Annotated in this window: 13 protein-coding genes; 11 read left to right on the forward strand and 2 right to left on the reverse strand. The window is 32.0% G+C overall.

The annotated features are described in order from the left end of the window. Positions 1-7 precede the first annotated feature (7 nt). Complete coding sequence (gene fusA, locus FHQ18_RS06235; RefSeq protein WP_149266307.1) at positions 8-2,092, reverse strand: elongation factor G; 2,085 nt, start codon at positions 2,090-2,092, stop codon at positions 8-10. A gap of 175 nt (positions 2,093-2,267) precedes the next feature. Here fusA and hflK point away from each other — a divergent pair, with 175 nt between their 5' ends. Together hflK and hflC are read left to right on the forward strand one after the other, a co-directional pair. Beyond that, positions 2,268-3,251 carry an FtsH protease activity modulator HflK gene (gene hflK, locus FHQ18_RS06240; RefSeq protein ID WP_149266308.1) on the forward strand — a complete coding sequence of 328 codons (984 nt, stop codon included), beginning with the start codon at positions 2,268-2,270 and terminating at the stop codon, positions 3,249-3,251. Continuing rightward, a complete protein-coding gene (gene hflC / locus FHQ18_RS06245) occupies positions 3,248-4,105 on the forward strand; it encodes a protease modulator HflC (RefSeq protein WP_149266309.1) in 858 nt (285 codons plus the stop codon). Before hflK ends, hflC begins: the two co-directional genes overlap by 4 nt. A gap of 362 nt (positions 4,106-4,467) precedes the next feature. Here hflC and FHQ18_RS06250 read toward each other — a convergent pair whose 3' ends face one another. Then, positions 4,468-4,803 carry a hypothetical protein gene (locus FHQ18_RS06250; protein ID WP_149266310.1) on the reverse strand — a complete coding sequence of 112 codons (336 nt, stop codon included), beginning with the start codon at positions 4,801-4,803 and terminating at the stop codon, positions 4,468-4,470. Between the two features lie 88 nt (positions 4,804-4,891). On the opposite strand from FHQ18_RS06250, the gene trkA reads away from it, so the two are divergent. From trkA to FHQ18_RS06295, 9 genes are all read left to right on the forward strand, one after another. Continuing rightward, positions 4,892-6,238: a Trk system potassium transporter TrkA gene (gene trkA / locus FHQ18_RS06255; RefSeq protein WP_149266311.1), complete on the forward strand. Its 1,347-nt coding sequence runs from the start codon at positions 4,892-4,894 to the stop codon at positions 6,236-6,238. A 1-nt stretch (position 6,239) separates the two neighbouring features. Next, a complete protein-coding gene (locus FHQ18_RS06260; RefSeq protein ID WP_149266312.1) occupies positions 6,240-7,691 on the forward strand; it encodes a TrkH family potassium uptake protein in 1,452 nt (483 codons plus the stop codon). Then, positions 7,688-9,970 (forward strand): carbamoyltransferase HypF, encoded by a 2,283-nt coding sequence (gene hypF, locus FHQ18_RS06265; protein WP_149266313.1) that lies wholly within the window; start codon positions 7,688-7,690, stop codon positions 9,968-9,970. Before FHQ18_RS06260 ends, hypF begins: the two co-directional genes overlap by 4 nt. Positions 9,971-10,023: 53 nt before the next feature. Next, complete coding sequence (locus tag FHQ18_RS06270) at positions 10,024-10,911, forward strand: ATP-binding cassette domain-containing protein (protein ID WP_149266314.1); 888 nt, start codon at positions 10,024-10,026, stop codon at positions 10,909-10,911. Between the two features lies 1 nt (position 10,912). Then, positions 10,913-11,617, forward strand: coding sequence for an ABC transporter permease subunit (locus FHQ18_RS06275; protein ID WP_188020359.1), 705 nt, complete (start codon positions 10,913-10,915; stop codon positions 11,615-11,617). Between the two features lie 11 nt (positions 11,618-11,628). Further along, positions 11,629-13,155, forward strand: coding sequence for a GldG family protein (locus tag FHQ18_RS06280; RefSeq protein WP_149266316.1), 1,527 nt, complete (start codon positions 11,629-11,631; stop codon positions 13,153-13,155). Next, the gene (locus tag FHQ18_RS06285) at positions 13,152-14,006 is read left to right on the forward strand and encodes a DUF4340 domain-containing protein (protein WP_149266317.1); all 855 of its coding nucleotides are present in this window, start codon (positions 13,152-13,154) and stop codon (positions 14,004-14,006) included. The genes FHQ18_RS06280 and FHQ18_RS06285 overlap by 4 nt, the downstream gene beginning before the upstream one ends. A 256-nt stretch (positions 14,007-14,262) precedes the next feature. Beyond that, the gene (locus FHQ18_RS06290; protein WP_149266318.1) at positions 14,263-14,463 is read left to right on the forward strand and encodes a hypothetical protein; all 201 of its coding nucleotides are present in this window, start codon (positions 14,263-14,265) and stop codon (positions 14,461-14,463) included. A 1-nt stretch (position 14,464) separates the two neighbouring features. Continuing rightward, the gene (locus FHQ18_RS06295; RefSeq protein ID WP_149266319.1) at positions 14,465-17,668 is read left to right on the forward strand and encodes a SpoIIE family protein phosphatase; all 3,204 of its coding nucleotides are present in this window, start codon (positions 14,465-14,467) and stop codon (positions 17,666-17,668) included. The last annotated feature ends 58 nt before the right edge of the window (positions 17,669-17,726 follow it).

The following is a 17,726-nucleotide window of genomic DNA, read 5'->3' on the forward strand; positions in this document are numbered from 1 at the left end:
TTGCAACTTATTCTTTCTCTTTTTCAGCTTTAGCCTGTGCAATTATTTTTTCAGCTATATGGGTTGGTACTTCTTCGTAGTGGCTAAATTCCATGGTAAACATACCTCTACCCCCGGTCATACTTCTTAAATCAGGAGCATATTTCAATATTTCTGCCATAGGTACCTGTGCTCTAATATGCTGTCCAGTTATTTGTGGCTCTACATTGATAATACGCCCCCTTCTAGCATTTAAATCACCTAAAACGGTTCCCACAGCATCTTCCGGTACAAAAACATCAATATTCATAATTGGCTCTAGAAGAACAGGTTTAGCTTCCAATGCCACTTTTTTAAATGCCATGGATGCTGCAATTTTAAAGGCAAGTTCTGAAGAGTCTACGGAGTGGTATGAACCATCATATAGGATTGCTTTGAAATCTACCATTGGGTAACCAGCAAGAATCCCTTCTTGAGCTGCTTCACGTATCCCTTTTTCTACTGCTGGGATGTACTGTTTTGGTACTACACCACCTACAATTTTATCTTCAAATTCAAATCCTGCACCTCTTTCTAAAGGTTGCAATTCTATCCATACATCACCATATTGTCCTCTACCACCAGTCTGTTTCTTATATTTTCCTTGTCCTTTTGCACTGAATTTTATAGTCTCTTTATAAGGTACTTTTGGTGTTTTTAACTCTACATCCACTTTGAATTTTTCTTTCAGTTTTTCAACGACCACTTCTATATGCATTTGTCCCATACCGCTTAATAATAGTTCATTTGTTTGCTCATCCCTTCCAACTCTGATACCAATATCTTCTTCCATTAATCTATGAAGACCATTACTTACTTTATCCTCATCATCTTTAGATTTTGGCTGTAATGAAAAAGAGATGACAGGTTCTGGCACTTCTACAGGTTTGAATTTAAGAGTGCATTTTTTCCCACAAAGTGTGTCAAATGTTGTTGTATATTTCAGTTTATTAATCATGGCAATTTGACCAGCAATTAATTTGTCTGTTTTTATAAAATTTTTACCTTGAAGTAAATAGAGTTGATTAACTTTTTCATATTCTCCTTTGTTAGAGTTATATATTTCTGAATCGGTAGTAAGTTCTCCAGAATAAACTCTAAAAATAGTTAATTTACCAGCAAATGGATCAATAAATGTTTTAAAAACAAATGCCATGAAATTTTCATCTTCTGGCCTTACTGGCACTTCTTCGCCTGTTTTTTCATCAATGGCAATTTTATATTCTCTTTCGAGTGGAGATGGAAGGTAGTCAATAATGGCTTCTAATAAAAATTTGCTGCCAATATTTTTTACAGCAGAACCGCATAAAACAGGAATAAATCTTTTAGCAATTGTTCCTTCTCTTAAACCTTTTTTGATTTCCTCTTCTGTTAATTCTTCTCCTTCAAGGTATTTCTCTATTAGTTCGTCATCCGTTTCACTCACAGCTTCCACCAGTTTTGTCCTGTAATTTTCTACTTCATCCATCATTTCAGCTGGAATTTCAGCTTCTTTAAATTCTGCGGTAGGCTCATCAGGATAAATATAAGCCTTCATTTTTACAAGGTCCACAATACCTTTGAATGAATTTTCTTTACCAATGGGCAAAAATATTGGAAGTGGAGTGACGCCAAAAGACTGCTCTATATCGCCTAAGGCTCTAAAAAAGTCAGCTCTTTCTTTATCCATTTTGTTAACAAAGATTATTTTTGCGAGATCAAATTCTTCTGCAAATTTCCATACCCTTTCGGTTTCTGCTTTAACGCCTGTGATTGCACTAGCAATTACTACAGCGCCACCTACAGCTGAAAGTGCTACTTTAGTTTCGTGGAGGAAATTTGCATAACCAGGTGTATCTAAAATGTTTAATAAATGTTTTTTCCATTCGATAGTTGCAACTTTAGCGTTGATTGAAATTTTCTTTTCTATTTCTACAGGATCAAAGTCCATTATAGTGGTGCCATTATCCACACTACCAATTCTATTGGTAGCTTTTGCGTTGAAAAGAATAGTTTCAACAAGACTGGTTTTTCCGGCACCACCATGGGAAATAAAGGCTACATTTCTGATGTTTTTGGGACTGCTAACATTCATAGGCATCCTCCAGATGATTATAGGTTTTTAAGACTAACAATGTAATAATACTTAAGAAATAAACTTCAAACATATACAAGTTTAACAGATAAATAAAAAAGTTTCAATTAACAATTGTAATAAAATGAAATGAGGTTATATTAGTAACATTCGTTGTTTAGATAATGGAGGAATTATGACACAGAATAAAAATCCCTGGGGGGATGAAAAGCTAGAATTAAAATTACCTAACTTTAGATTTAAAGGGACAGTAGTAATTGCTATTTTGGTGCTAATTTTATTGGTTTGGTTGTTGTCAGGGATATTTATTGTTAAACCAAATGAGCAAGCAGTGGTTAAAAGATTTGGGCAAATTATCAAGATTGTGGGACCAGGTCCACACTATCATTTTCCTTATCCCATTGAGACCATCGATAAAGCAGAAGTTACAAAGGTTCATAGAATTGAGATTGGCTTTAGAACAATGAAAAGTGGAACTTACAGAACTGTCAAAGAAGAGTCCTTGATGCTGACTGGAGATGAAAATATTGTAAATATCGATTTTATTGTTCAGTATAAAATTTATGATATAGCAAAATATCTCTATAATGTCATTGATGTTCCTAAGACTATTAAGGATGCGGCAGAATCAACTATTAGGGAAGTGGCAGGTAAGGAAAGAATTGATGAGATTTTAACTACAGGTAAAAATAGGATTCAAATTGAAACTCAGAAAATTTTGCAAAGGCTTTTAGATGACTATGGTGTGGGTGTTAAAATTGTTGCTGTTCAATTGCAGGATGTGGAGCCCCCTAGTCAAGTACTTAAGTATTTTAAAGATGTTGCAAGTGCAAGGGAAGATAAAAACAGGTATATAAATGAGGCTGAAGCTTATGCAAATGAGATTATACCTAAAGCAAGGGCTAAGGCTGCATCCATGATTTTGAGAGCTGAGGCTTATCAAAAAGAAAAAATTGAAATGGCAAAAGGGGATGCGTATAGGTTTCTTGAAACTTTGAAAAGTTACAAACTAGCACCTGAAATCACTAGAAAAAGACTTTATTTAGATACGATTAATAAGATTTTTTCTAAGGGGGAGAAATATATATTTGATTCACAAATTAAGAATTTCTCACCGTTTATTGGTTTTGAGAAGTTCAAAGAGGAGGGGAGAAAATGAAAAAGGCTTCTTTTTTGTTAATTGCATTACTTATGATTATAATTGGGTATAAAAGTTTCTTTTTCGTGGTGGATATTACAGAATATGCTATAGTGACTGAGCTTGGGAAACCGAAGAAAACAGTAAAAGAACCAGGAGTTTACTTTAGAATACCTTTTGCTCAACAGATTATTTTCTTTAGTAAAAAACTTATGGAATATGATGCTCCACCCTCTGAAATTTTGACAAAAGATAAAAAAACACTAGTTGTTGATAATTATTGTAGATGGAAAATAGTTGAACCTCTTAAATTTTATCTAGCTTTTAGGGATGTAAGAAGTGCTTTGGCAAGAATTGATGATATTATTTACTCAGAAATGAGAATCGAGCTTGGCAAACATAATCTTATTGATGTGGTATCAGATAATAGAAATGAAATTATGAGAAATGTAACAAAGGCGTCAAGAATTAAAGCTAAAGATTTTGGAATTGAAATTATTGATATACGAATTAAAAGGGCTGATTTGCCACCTGAAAATGAAAAAGCTGTTTATGCCAGAATGAAAGCAGAACGAGAAAGAATTGCTAAGCAGTATAGATCGGAAGGTCGTGAAGAAGCTCAAAAGATAAGAGCAAGGACAGAAAAAGAGAGAACGATTATTTTAGCTGAGGCTTACAGAAAAGTTCAAAAAATCAAAGGTGATACGGATGCAAAAGTTATAAAAATTTACGCCGAAGCATTTAGCCAGGACCCTGATTTTTATGATTTTTTAAAGAAACTAGAAGTTTATGAACAAACTTTTGATGATAAAACCAAACTGTTTTTGTCGACAGACAGCTATTTTTTCAGACTTTTGAAAGAGGGTACAAAATAAGAATAAGTGAACAGTAAAAAGTGAATAGTGGTAATTGTTGATATAGAGTTTTGTGTTATAGTGGAGAATAAACTGGTAATCTACAAGAAATAGAGGAAATACATTTTTCTCAATCTCACAAAACATCCATTTTTGCTGTGAGGCAAATGCCTCTAAAACCGTCATCCGTGACGGTTTTATGGGCATTTGAACCCTAAAAATGTATTCCTCTATTTGTATGAATAGGGTTATTTGTAAAAATTGGGATGATTCCAGTTATAAAGAGGTTGTTTCTCGGCTACGGAAGGATCGCAATGACGCGTTTCTCTTATATTTATTGATTTAAAAGCTGAAGTAAATTCAGAGTGACAGGTTTGTTGAAATTATCTGAATTTTGATGTGCAACCAAGGTTTTTTCTTAAATATTCTTCTTCATTGCCGGTAACTTTCAAATTATTTTTAACATAATAAAAGGTTATATTTCCTGAATCGGATAAAATGGCATAATATTTTGTTTTATTCCACCAGGATAAATCTGACAGTTTGATGTCTGTTGATTCCAAAATGTCTTCATAAGATGATAAAATGATAGAGTTTATTTTAGAAAAAACAAAAGCATTACCTTTGAAAATGAGTTCATCAACCGGTTGATACCACTTAAATTCGTTTTCATTGATTTTTTCTATGAAATATTCATGCAGTTTGTAATATATGCTCATATATGTATCTTCATATAAAACATCATAAAATTCAAGTTGATGTTATAAAAAGTTTGATTTTTTATTTCATTTTATTATAGTTGTCAGCATGAAAAATGTCATAATTGTTGGTGCAGGCGAGGTTGGATACAATCTTGCTAGTCATTTGATATCAGAAAAAAAGAATGTAGTATTGATTGATAAGGATAGTGAGAAAGTAAAGTATACTTCTGCCCATCTCGATTGTATTGTTATCAAAGGTGCAGGGAATAATATAGATATTCTAGAAGAAGCAGGGATTGAAAACTGCGATATATTTATTTCTGCTACTGATTCAGATGAGGTAAATCTTATATCCTGTTTTATTGTGGCAAATGAATTTAATGTTCCACTAAAAATTGCTCGTGTAAGAAATTTAGATTATTCAAGAAAGAATTTTTTTAATAAATCAGGTAGTGGCATTGATTTTCTGGTTAACCCTGAGATTGAAGCTAGTAAAAGCATTGTTAACAGTATTGTTCATGGGGCTGTCAGTGATGTTTTTACGTTTGAGGGAACATCTATTCAGCTTAGAGATGTTTATATAGATGACGAATCAGACTTGATAGGAATGTCCTTAATTGAATTGAGAAAGAAATATAAATTTAATTTTATTGTAGCAGGTATTTTGCGTAATGAGGATATTTTAATACCTTTTGGTGAAACGAAGATTAAAGAAGGGGATAATTTATATATCGTTGGTGATGATAAAAATCTTGAAATGCTTTTTAAAAAGCTAGGTATTAAGAGAAAACGGATTAAAGATGTGGTAATTGTGGGTGGTGGTAGAATTGGTGAGCTTGTTGCAAAGGATTTATTGACGCTGGGCAAGAATATAATGATTTTGGAAAAAGATTATGATAGATGCAAAGAGCTCAGTGAAAAATATGAAAGTTTACTTGTTATAAATGCTGATATTACCGATAAGAATGTTTATGAAGAAGAAAATATTAGAAATTATGATTTACTTATTTCAGCAACTGGTAACGAAGAGCTGAATATTTTAACTTCCATTTATGCAAAAAAGATTGGTGTTAAAAGGTCGATTGCCATAGTAAATAAAACAAATTATCTTTCACTTGCATCAGGGATGGGAATTGATGCAACTGTTAGTACAAAGATTAGCTCAGTAAATGCAATTTTAAAATTCATTCGAAAAGGTAAAGTAAAGTCTGTTTATTCAATTTTTGATGGTAAGGCTGAAGCGATGGAAATTACTGTAAAGGAAAATAGTGTCTTGGCTAATAAAGTGTTAAAAGATATCGATTTACCAAAGGGTGCATTAATTGTAGCTATTAACAGGGGGAGTGATAATTTTATACCTGATGGTAATTCTAAAATTTTAGCTGGTGATAACATAATCATTTTTGCATTAAAGAATGTTGTAGATAAAATAGAAGAGTTAATTTCTAGCTGATATGCATATAAAAACAGTTATAAACATTATTTCTGTTTTATTGATAGTTGTTGCACTTTTTATGATTTTCCCTGCTCTTTGGGCGTTGTATTATAAGGAGTATGGCTGCTTTTATTCTTTTAATATAACGATAATAATGACCCTTGCTCTATCATTAATAGTATTTTTTATCACAAAAAGTGATATGAAAAAATCTCTCTCGACTCGTGATGGTTTTCTTCTAGTTTCGGCAAGTTGGCTTCTTGTTTCTGTGGACGGTGCGATACCATTTTACATCTCTGGAGCGATTCCTTCTTTTACTGATGCTTTTTTTGAAACTATGTCAGGTTTTACCACTACCGGAGCGTCTATTCTTACAAATATTGAAGGATTACCAAAATCTATGCTTTTTTGGAGATCTTTGACACATTGGCTCGGTGGTATGGGTATTGTGGTATTGACTGTGGCTATTCTGCCTCTTTTAGGGATAGGTGGTTTACAACTTATAAAGGCAGAAGCACCTGGGCCTACTGTGGATAAAATAACGCCGAGAATTGGGGAAACGGCAAAATTATTATGGTTTATTTACGTTGGTTTTTCTGCACTTGAGACTATATTACTTCTTTTGGGAGGAATGAATCTTTTTGATGCACTTACCCATACCTTTGGGACAATGGCTACTGGAGGCTTTTCTACAAAAAATGCAAGTATAGCGCATTTCAACTCGGTTTATATCGATTATGTTATAACAATATTTATGGTTCTTGCTGGTATCAACTTTACATTGCATTATAGATTATTAACGGGAAACTTTAAGAGTGTTTTAAAAGATAGCGAATTAAAGGTTTATTTGTTTATTTTTTTTACAGCAACTATTCTGCTAACATACGATTTAGCTAAAAATCATTTTAGTGATATTTGGAGTGGTTTGAGATATGGCTCTTTTCAAGCGGCCACTATTCTTACTACTACAGGTTATGCAACTTATGATTATGAAAAATGGCCTGCCATGTCCCGCACGGTTCTGTTCTTACTGATGTTTATTGGTGGTTGTTCAGGATCAACAGGGGGTGGAATAAAAATTATTAGGATATATACTTTATTCAAACAGGCATTAATTGAAATGAAATACCTTATTAGACCAAAAGGAATTTTTACTTTGAGACTCAGTGGCAATGTGGTAAAGAAGGATATTGTGTATGCCATTTCCGGTTTTTTCTTTCTCTATATTGCCATTGTGCTTGCTGTAGCGCTTATTATATCTCTGGAAGATATTGATATAGTTACTTCTTTATCGTCTGCGCTTGCTACAGTAGGGAATATTGGCCCAGGATTTGGAAGGATTGGCCCCACTGAAAATTATGCATTTTATTCAGATTTTTCTAAATGGGTTTTAAGTTTTGCCATGATGATTGGAAGGCTTGAGATTTATACTGTTCTTGTGATTTTTACACCACATTTTTGGAAGAAATGAAAACCTATTATATAAATATTCAAGGTATTGTTCAGGGAGTTGGATTTAGACCTTTTATTTACCGTCTTGCAAATGAACTTGGGATTTCAGGTTGTGTGAAAAATTCCACTAAGGGTGTGGAAATTGAGGCAAATGTTGATAATGAAGAACTGCTGAAATTGTTTATAAATAAAATCAGAAAAGAAGCACCCCTTTTATCCCATATTGTGGAAATAAACTACGAAGAAATTGAAGAAAAACATTTTCATGGTTTTAAAATTCTTCATTCTGAAAAAAGAAATGATATTACCTTTGTGTCTCCAGATGCAGCAATTTGTGATGATTGTAAAAGAGAGCTGTTTGATACAAATGATAGGAGATTTCTTTATCCTTTTATAAATTGTACAAACTGCGGTCCAAGGTATTCCATAATTGAGAAGATCCCTTATGACAGGGTAAATACGACTATGAAAGTCTTTGAAATGTGTGATGACTGTAGAAAGGAATATAATCAGCCTGATAATAGAAGATTTCATGCACAGCCAAACTGTTGTTTGTTGTGTGGTCCTGATGTTTATATGGATAATTTAAAGGGTATTACTGCGGTAAAAGAGGCAGCAAAGAGGATAGATGAAGGGGCTCTTTTGGCTGTTAAAGGGCTAGGGGGGTATCACCTAATTTGTGATGCAACAAATGATGATGCTGTACTTTATCTTAGAAAGTGTAAAAAAAGGAATGAAAAACCCTTTGCTGTGATGGTAAAAGATGTGGATACATTAAAAAAATACAAGCTAAATTGTGAAGGTGTATATAGTAGATTTTTGAACTCTCCAGAAGCACCTATAATATTAATAAACTGGAAAGATCACCCATTGTCAAAATATATTAATCCTATGAATGATAAAATAGGTATTATGCTTGCCTATACACCGTTGCACCAGTTGATTATGCATTTTACAAAGACTGATTTTATTGTAGCCACTAGTGGAAATCAAAAGGATGAGCCTATAGTTATAGATGAGAGAGATGCTGAGAAGACACTGTTTTTTGTAAATGGCGGATTTTTACATCATAATAGGCCAATTCACAACAGAGTGGATGATTCTGTAGCAGCTCTCGTTGAAAATGAAATATATGTTTTAAGAAGGGGGCGAGGGTTTGCACCATATCCTATTATGTTGAAAAACAATTTTAAAGAAGATGTTCTTGGAGTTGGTGCTCATCTGAAAAACAGTGTTAGCCTTGGTAAAAAAAATTATATTTTTCCATCTCAGTATATTGGAGATCTTGATAATGTTAAATGTTGTGAATTCTTTAAAGAGGTTGTGCATAAATTACAAAATCTTTTTGATGCCAATGTGAAAGTGGTAATAAGGGATCTTCATCCTGATTATTATTCGTCGATATATGCAGAAGAACTTGGCTTAAAAGTTTTGAAATTGCAACATCATATTGCGCATTTTTTTTCATGCATGGCTGAAAATGGGATTGAAGATAACTGTATTGGTGTGTCCTTTGATGGGCTTGGACTTGGATGTGATAAAAAGGTTTGGGGATCTGAGTTTTTTGTTTTTAAGGATGATAAGATTGAAAGGGTTTTTCACTTGAAATATGCAAGACAGGTTGGAGATGCTTCTTCGAAAAAGCCGTTTTTAATGATACTTTCGTATTTAAATCAGTATAGATTGCTGGAAGATATGCAGGATTTGCTTATTAAAAAATGGGATATGACTATAAATGAGTTAGATTTTTTTGTCAAAGTTATAGAAAGAGGAATTAATACAATTGAAACTTCAAGTATGGGTAGATTTTTTGAAGGGATAGGATCACTTATAACTGGGCGTGTTGAAAATGAGTTTGAAGGGCATACTGCTATGTTGCTTGAATCGCTTGCTGAAAAAAGACCCCCTGAGAAAAGGAGTTATCCATTTTATTTTAATGAAGATGGAGAGATAGATTTTGGTGGGATTGTGTCTGGGATTTGCAGAGATTTATTAATTGGTGTTGAAAAAGAGGTGATTGCAGCAAAGTTTCACAACAGTGTAGCTGAAATAATAAGAGAAGGGTGTGAAAAAATCAGAGAGTTTTCCGGTGTAAATAAAGTAACACTTACAGGTGGTGTTTTTCAAAACCTGTTGCTACTTTCAAAGGTTAAGGATTTATTGAGAAAAAATGGTTTTGAGATATATATTCATAGAAAAGTTCCACCTAATGATGGTGGTATTTCTCTTGGGCAAGTTTACTATTATAATTTAAAAACAAATTTAAATTTACCTGATACTTTCGAGAAATTTTGGTGAACTTTTTGTTTGTGAAATTATCATTTTTTTCTGGGAAAATGGAGGGATGAAGCATGATAGAAGTTGTAAAACTTGAAAAGCATTATGGTGAAGTGAAGGCTTTGAAAGGTGTAAGTTTTAATGTGGAAAAAGGTGAAATTGTAGGCTTTCTTGGGCCAAACGGTGCAGGTAAAACCACCACAATGCAGATAATCACTGGTTTTTTGAGTCCCACCTCTGGAGAAGTAAAAGTTGATGGCGAAAATGTTTCTGTAGATAATATGAATGTTAAAAGAAAAATAGGATATTTACCAGAAAATAACCCTATTTATAATGACTTATCAGTTTATGATTATTTGAAATTTTTTGCAGATTTAAAGAAGGTGGGTAATAGTAAAGAAGAGATAAAAAAAGTTGTAAGCCTTACAAAAATTGAAGATGTTCTAAATAGAAAGATTGATACGTTGTCGAAGGGTTATAAACAGAGGGTGGGGCTTGCTCAGGCAATACTTGGAGATCCAGAGATTTTAATTCTTGATGAGCCCACTACTGGACTTGACCCGAACCAGATTGTTGAAATTAGGAATTTGATAAAGGAACTTGGAAAAGAAAAAACTGTGATTTTATCCACTCATATAATGCAGGAGGTGGAGCAAACCTGCGAAAGGGTGATAATCATTAATAAAGGGGAAATAGTGGCTGATGATAAAATTGAGAATTTGCAAGGAAAAAACAGAAGGGTTGTTGTGGAAGTAGACAGAGATGTGAATGAGAAGTTTTTTGAAAGGTTTGGGGTTGTGAAGACAGTAGGTACTAACAGATTTGAAATAAAAACAGATGATGACATTAGGAAGGAACTTTCAAGATACTGTTTTGACAATGGAATTCTTATTTTAGAACTGAAAGTTGAATTTGATGACCTTGAAACGACTTTCAGAAAGCTTACAATGGTGGAGGGGTAAAATGGCAATAAGAGCCATCACTGTAAAAGATTTAAAACAAACATTTTTTCATCCAACGGCTTATGTTCTTGGTTTTTTCTTTTTAATTATCACTGGATGGTTTTTTTCGAGCACCCTATTTCTCATTGGACAGGCTGAGTTAAGAGATTTTGTGGGAGTTGTACCATTTTTATTGATGTTCTTTATCCCTGCAATTACAATGAGAAGTATTGCTGAGGAGAGAAAGCAAGGCACCATTGAGCTTATTCTTACAAATCCGGTTAAAGATTCTCAGTTTATATTTGGTAAATTTTCTTCATCCTTAATAACGGTGCTTTTCTTTATAGGTATGACACTTTTTTATCCTATAATTTTAATGCTGATAGGTAACCCTGATGTAGGGCAGATGGTAGCAACATATATTGGTATTATTTTGTTATCAGCTTTTTATGTTTCCATAGGGATTTTTGCTTCTGCCATAACGTACAATCAGATAGTCGCATTTATAGTATCATTTTCACTTATTTTCTGTTTTTATCTTCTTCAAAGAGTTGCCATATTTTTACCTCCTGTTTATCAAAATGTGGTATTATATTTGTCGTCAGCAAGTCATTTTAAAAAGTTTACTATGGGGGTTATTACGTTGCAGGATGTGGTATATTATTTGACCGGGATAGCTTTTTTTCTTCATATTGCAAATGATGTGATAGAGTCTAGGCTCGACTAGAGAGGTGGAAGATGCGTGTAAGAAGATGGATTAATCTTGTTTCGGTGATTATAATTGTGATTTTTTTAAACTTGATAGCTGTAAGATATTATTACAAAATAGATTTAACGGAGAATAAGGTTTATACAGTTTCTGAGGCCACAAAGAAAATTTTATTCAGATTGAGAAGCCCATTAAATGTGAAAGTAATTGTGAGTGATGATATTCCTTCCCCCTATAATACGTCTGTAAGGTTTTTTCTTGATGTATTAAATGAATACAAGTCGGTGGCAGCTGACAAGGTGAAAATCGATATTATTCAGGATGCTCCTCAAATAATAGAAAAGGCTGCAAACCTTTATGGAATACCACCTGTTCAGGTAAATGCCATTGAAAGTGATAGCCTTCAGATAAAGAAAATTTATATGGGGGCGGTTCTCATTTATGAAGATAAAACGGAAACGATACCTGTTATTGCAAATATCAGGGTACCTGAATATGAGCTTACCTCATTGATAAAAAGAATGAGCAGTGAAAAGGAAAAGTATGTTGCAATTATTGATGCCGGTAAGAGTGCAAATCCATACTCAAATATGAGAACAGTTTTTGAGGCTTTAAGTAAAAACTATAAAGTAGAAAGCGTAAAAATCGAAAAAGGCAAATTAATTGATAAAAAGTATGATGTGGCAATACTTGTTTCTCCTATTGAAGAGTTAAAACCTGAAGAGGTTTATCCGATAGAAGAATTTCTTTTTTCAGGTAAAAGTGTGATTTTGGCTGTTGATAAAGTGGATGGAGCAGTTCAATCCGGTTATGCTTTTAAAAAGGAGACAGGGCTCGAGAAGTTTTTTAGTAAAAATGGTGTTAATTTGACCGACAATCTGGTTTTTGATGCAAATGCTACACTAATAAATGTTTCTCGTAATGCTGGTGGGTTTATTATTACTACTGCTGTTAAATATCCATTTTTCCCTGAAGTAATCAATTTTAATAGAGAGTTAATGATTACAAAAGGGCTGTCTGCTGTAAATATGATATTTCCTACGGAGATAAAAATAGATAAAAAAGATCACTTGATTGTTACACCGATAATGTTTTCATCGGAAAAAGCGGGTTTTGAAAAAGAACCATACAATGTTTCTCTTGATAGGCAATACGATTTGAATGATTTTAAATATTCAAAAATCCCTCTTGCTTTTATGTTGGAAGGTAAGTTTGTTAGTGAATTTAAAAAACCTTTGAATGAATATAAAGACAATTTCAGAAAAGAAGGGGAAGGTAAGCTCATTTTAATTGCTGATGGGGAAATGTTTAAGGATGATTACATCGTATCAGGGGATAATTTGAAATTTATGCAAAATTTAGTGGATTTTCTGCTTTCTGACCCTGAATTACTTGAGTTGAGAGGCAAAGTTGTAAGATTTCATCCAATAAAGATAGATAATCCTGCAAATGCAGTATTGTTAAAATACGTAATACTTTTTGCCCCTCCATTGTTTGTCATTATTATTGGCTTTGTTATAATCAGAATTTTTGGGAAAAGGAGGGTTAGACTGTGAGAAGAAAGGATATTTTATTCCCGTTAATTGCATTAATTCTAGTTGTTTTCTATTTTGCCACAGGTAAAAAAAATGAGGTTAAAACAGAGTATCTGATTGATAAAGATATAAATATTGAGAAAATACATTATAAAAGCGATGACCTTGATATTGTACTGAAAAAGAAAAATAAAAAATGGTTTTTAGAAAAACCTGAAGAATGGCCTGTCAATTCTACACTTATTAATAATCTGGTTGATAAACTTAAAGATACAGAAGTGGTTACGACCATAGAAAAAGGGGAAGAGAAACAGTACGGTTTGGATAAAGGTGAATACATAGAGCTTAATGGTAAAGATAAGAATTATAAAATAGTTTTGGGAAAGAAAGACAAATCTTACAGATTGCAGTATGTAAAGCTTGATGGTGATGAAAAAATACTCCTTGTAGATGCGTCGTTTACAAACTATTTACCCCTTACAGTAAATCAAATAAAGGATAAAACCGTTTATTCATTTAATGATGAGGTGGTTTTATACGATTTAAAATTTGATAATGAGTCTTTGAAAGTTGAGAAAAATGGAGAGATATTTGTTTTAAATGGGAAGGAAGTGGCGAAAGAAAAGGTTGATGAATTAAAAAAATTAATTTCAAAACTGGAAGCAAACACATTTGCTGATGATAATAAATTACCTGATAGTGCTAAGAAAGTGGGTTATTTAAAAGTAAAAACATCAAATGATGAGTTTTCTTTTGATATTTACAAAGACAAAGAAGGTGACTTTTATATACCATTTAAAGGTCAGGTATTTGAGATATATAGCTTTAATTTTGATGATATTCTGGATAAGATAAAAAAACTTGTTGAGTAAATTTGTTAAGAGAAAGCATTTTAATGTAAGGACAACCGCAGAGGTTGTCCTTACATATTTGAAATAATTTTATTTTATTATCAATCTCACTTATATTCACATTTTCACACTCATTTTCACTTTTTAGAGTGTAACTCTAAGTTTTGTCTAAAAGAGGTTTTTCGGTGGTTATTGCACAACTTATTGTGTTGAAAATGACGTGATACCGGTCGTATATTTTTGTTGATAAAACGTATTTCAATGATATAATTTTATTATGAGTAGGATAACTGCGGTCTGGGTATTTCTTTTTGTGCTTGGATGTACCTTTATTAATTATCCATTCATCACAATATTTGATAAAAGAATTTTTGTGAGAGGGATACCTTTAATTTATTTATATTTTTTTCTGGGATGGCTTATTTCGATAATAGTTGTATTTATTTTTGTAAAATCCTTGAAAATGAGAAAAAGATGAAATGAATACTATTCTCTTAATTACGTTTGGTTATTTTGGTTTACTTTTTTTGATTGCTTATTATGGGGAAAAAATCTTTAAAAAAAATAAAAAACTTATTTCTAATCCATATATTTACTCTTTAACTTTAGGTGTTTTTTGCACTACATGGACATATTATGGCTCTATAGGTAAAGCAGCAACTACTGGTCTAGATTTTATAACTATATATATTGGGCCAACATTGGTTGTTTTTACATGGTGGATCTTTCTTAAACATGTAATAAGAATTTCTGAAGAACATAATATTACTTCAATTGCTGACTTTATCAGTTTTAGATACGGAAAATCAAAGTATTTAGGTGTTATTGTATCATTATTTTGTATTTTTGGGATCATTCCATATATTGCATTGCAGTTGAAAGCAATTAATGAAACTTATGCCATTATTACGAAAGCAAATTTAAGGTATGATCAAAGTTTAGTAAAAGATTTTTCTTTTTATTTTTCTTTAACAATAGGTTTAATTGGTGCTGTTTTTGGAACTCGTCATGTAACTGAAGCAAGGAAACACCCTGGTTTAATAAGTATTATTGCCTTTGAGTCAATTGTAAAACTTGCAATTTTTTTGGTTGCAGGAATTTATATAACTTTTTTTATGTTTAATGGTTTTGAAGATATTTTTAATAAAATGGCCGATAATTCTAATTTTTTAATTTCAAACAAATTTGATGATCTCATAACTATTAAAGATTCTCCATCCAGTTATTTTCAATGGTTTACAATGTTGATTATGAGTATGTTTGCAGTAATGTTTTTACCTAGACAATTCCATGTTACTGTTGTTGAGAATATGGATAGTGAACATGTTGATAAAGCTATGTATATGTTTCCTCTTTATCTTTTCTTGATTAATTTATTCGTTGTACCTATCGCCTTTGCAGGAATTTTGATATTTAACAACACAGGAGATCCAGATTACTATATTATTAATATTTTTGTTTCAAATCACAAATATTTGTTTGCTTTGTTAGTTTATTTAGGTGGATTGGCTGCTGGTTCTGGTATGATTATTGTTTCTTCAGTCAGTATTACACATATGGTGGTAAATAATATTTTGGTACCTTTATTTGTAAAAAAACTAGTAAAGATTAATTTAACATACATTCTTATCTTTTTTAAAAGATTACTCGTTGTTTTGATAGTGTTAGTTAGTTTTTTTTACTATAAATATATTGGGGCTCATTTTTCTCTTGTCAGTATAGGGTTAACATCTTTTGCTGCAGTAAGCCAGTTTGCTCCTACAGTATTTTTAGGAATGTTTTGGAGTAAGGTTAATGAAAAAGGTGCTATTGCAGGTATAATAACAGGTTTTTTAATATGGTTTTATACTTTGATTGTTCCAGATATGGTGAATGCTGGTATTTTATCTGAAAAAATTATGTTTGATGGACTGTTTGGTCTCTCTTTTTTAAGACCTTACTCTTTATTTGGTTTGGATAGTTTAGATATATGGTCTCATTCATTTTTTTGGAGTATGTTTTTTAATATTACGGCTATAGTAATAGTTTCTCTTTACACTAAACAAACAGAAACTGAAATTGAAACATCTCTTATATTCGAAAAAGAATTTTATTTAAGAGAACTATTGAAAGTAAAAAAGAAAACTATTGTTGATTTGAGTTATGAGGATATACATTCGCTCCTTTCTAAATTTATTGGGGAAAAGATTGCTGAAGAAAAATTAAAATCTCATCTTGAAATGAGAGGAAAAGGTGTTGGTGAGCTAACCCTAGCTGATATTGCTGACTTAAGGGATTACACTGAAAAGATTATTTCGGAAGTAGTTGGACCAAGTGCTTCAAAATTAGTAGTGGAGTCTTATCTTGAGATGCTTGGTAAAGGTGAGGATAAAGTTATTGATATTTTTAAAGATTTGGTTTCATATTCTATTAGTGAATCTAAAGATACGTTAATAAAAAGGGTGTCTGAGCTAAATGTATTACTAGAAATTTCTAAGATATTTTCAAGTACTGGTGGTTTGAATCAAAAAATTATCAAGTCTTTAAACTTGTTAAAGAAAACTTTTAAATTTGATTTGGTTGTTTTAAGAGTCATGAAAGGGAATGTGTTAAAGATGACAGCTTACGCTGGTCAACTGGCTCAGAACTTGGATTTAGATAGAACTGTTGAAGAAGTAAAAGATACTTTTTTAGGGAAGTCAATTGAAGAGAAAAAACCTATTGCTATTAATGATATCGATTTGATTGCTCTAAATGAAAAAGTTATTGATATTAAAGAAGCCGGTTTTATATCTTTTTGTCATTTACCACTAATTATTGAAGGAGAGGTTAAAGGGGTTATTTCATTTTTTTCAAAAATTTATAAAGGGATGTATACAAACGAGTTTATTGCATTGCTAGAAAGTGTTGCTCATCAAATTGCTTTTTCTATTAAAAGCCATGAACAAACAAGAGAATTGATAAAAATGAGAGAAATTTCGAAAGAATTGGAAATTGCTAGAACAATTCAAAGTTCATTATTGCCTGATAAACCACCTGATATACCAAATGTAGAATTTGCAGGTGTTTGTTACACTTATGAATTTGTTGGTGGGGATTATTATGATTATTTCGAGATTTCTGATAATATATTAGATATTGTTATAGCGGATGTTTCTGGACATAATGTTGCTTCCGCCCTTATAATGTCAGAGGTTAGGACTTTATTGAAAAGTATTATAGCCACTAATCCAGATTGTGAGCCAAAAGATATAATTACTAAACTGAATAGTGAAATTTATGAGGATTTGGAAAAATTAGAATTTATAATAACTCTGGTTTATTTGAGAGTAGACTTTAAGAATCAAAAGATAATATACACAAATGCAGGTCATCCTAAACCCGTTATATGTAGAGAATCTCAATCATTTGAATTAACAGAGGGTGATCTTTTATTGGGAGTATTGAAAGATTATAAATATTCTCAATCTGAGACTCAATTTCAACCAAATGATATGATTTTTCTCTATACCGATGGGATTACAGAAGCAGAGAATGAAAAAGGTGAGTTTTTTGGCTATGAGAGACTTGAAAAAGTTATTATAAATAATTGTGGAACATCTCCAAACGATTTGATAGCATATATTTATGAATCATTACTTGAGTTTACAAACGATACAAAACAAAAAGATGATATTACAATGATGGCGTTAAAAATAAAATAAAATACTGGTGTCACCCCATTTTTATGGGGATTAGTGAGATAGGAAAGTAGGGAAATGG

The sequence above is a fragment of the Deferribacter autotrophicus genome (genome assembly GCF_008362905.1).
GTDB lineage: Bacteria > Chrysiogenota > Deferribacteres > Deferribacterales > Deferribacteraceae > Deferribacter > Deferribacter autotrophicus.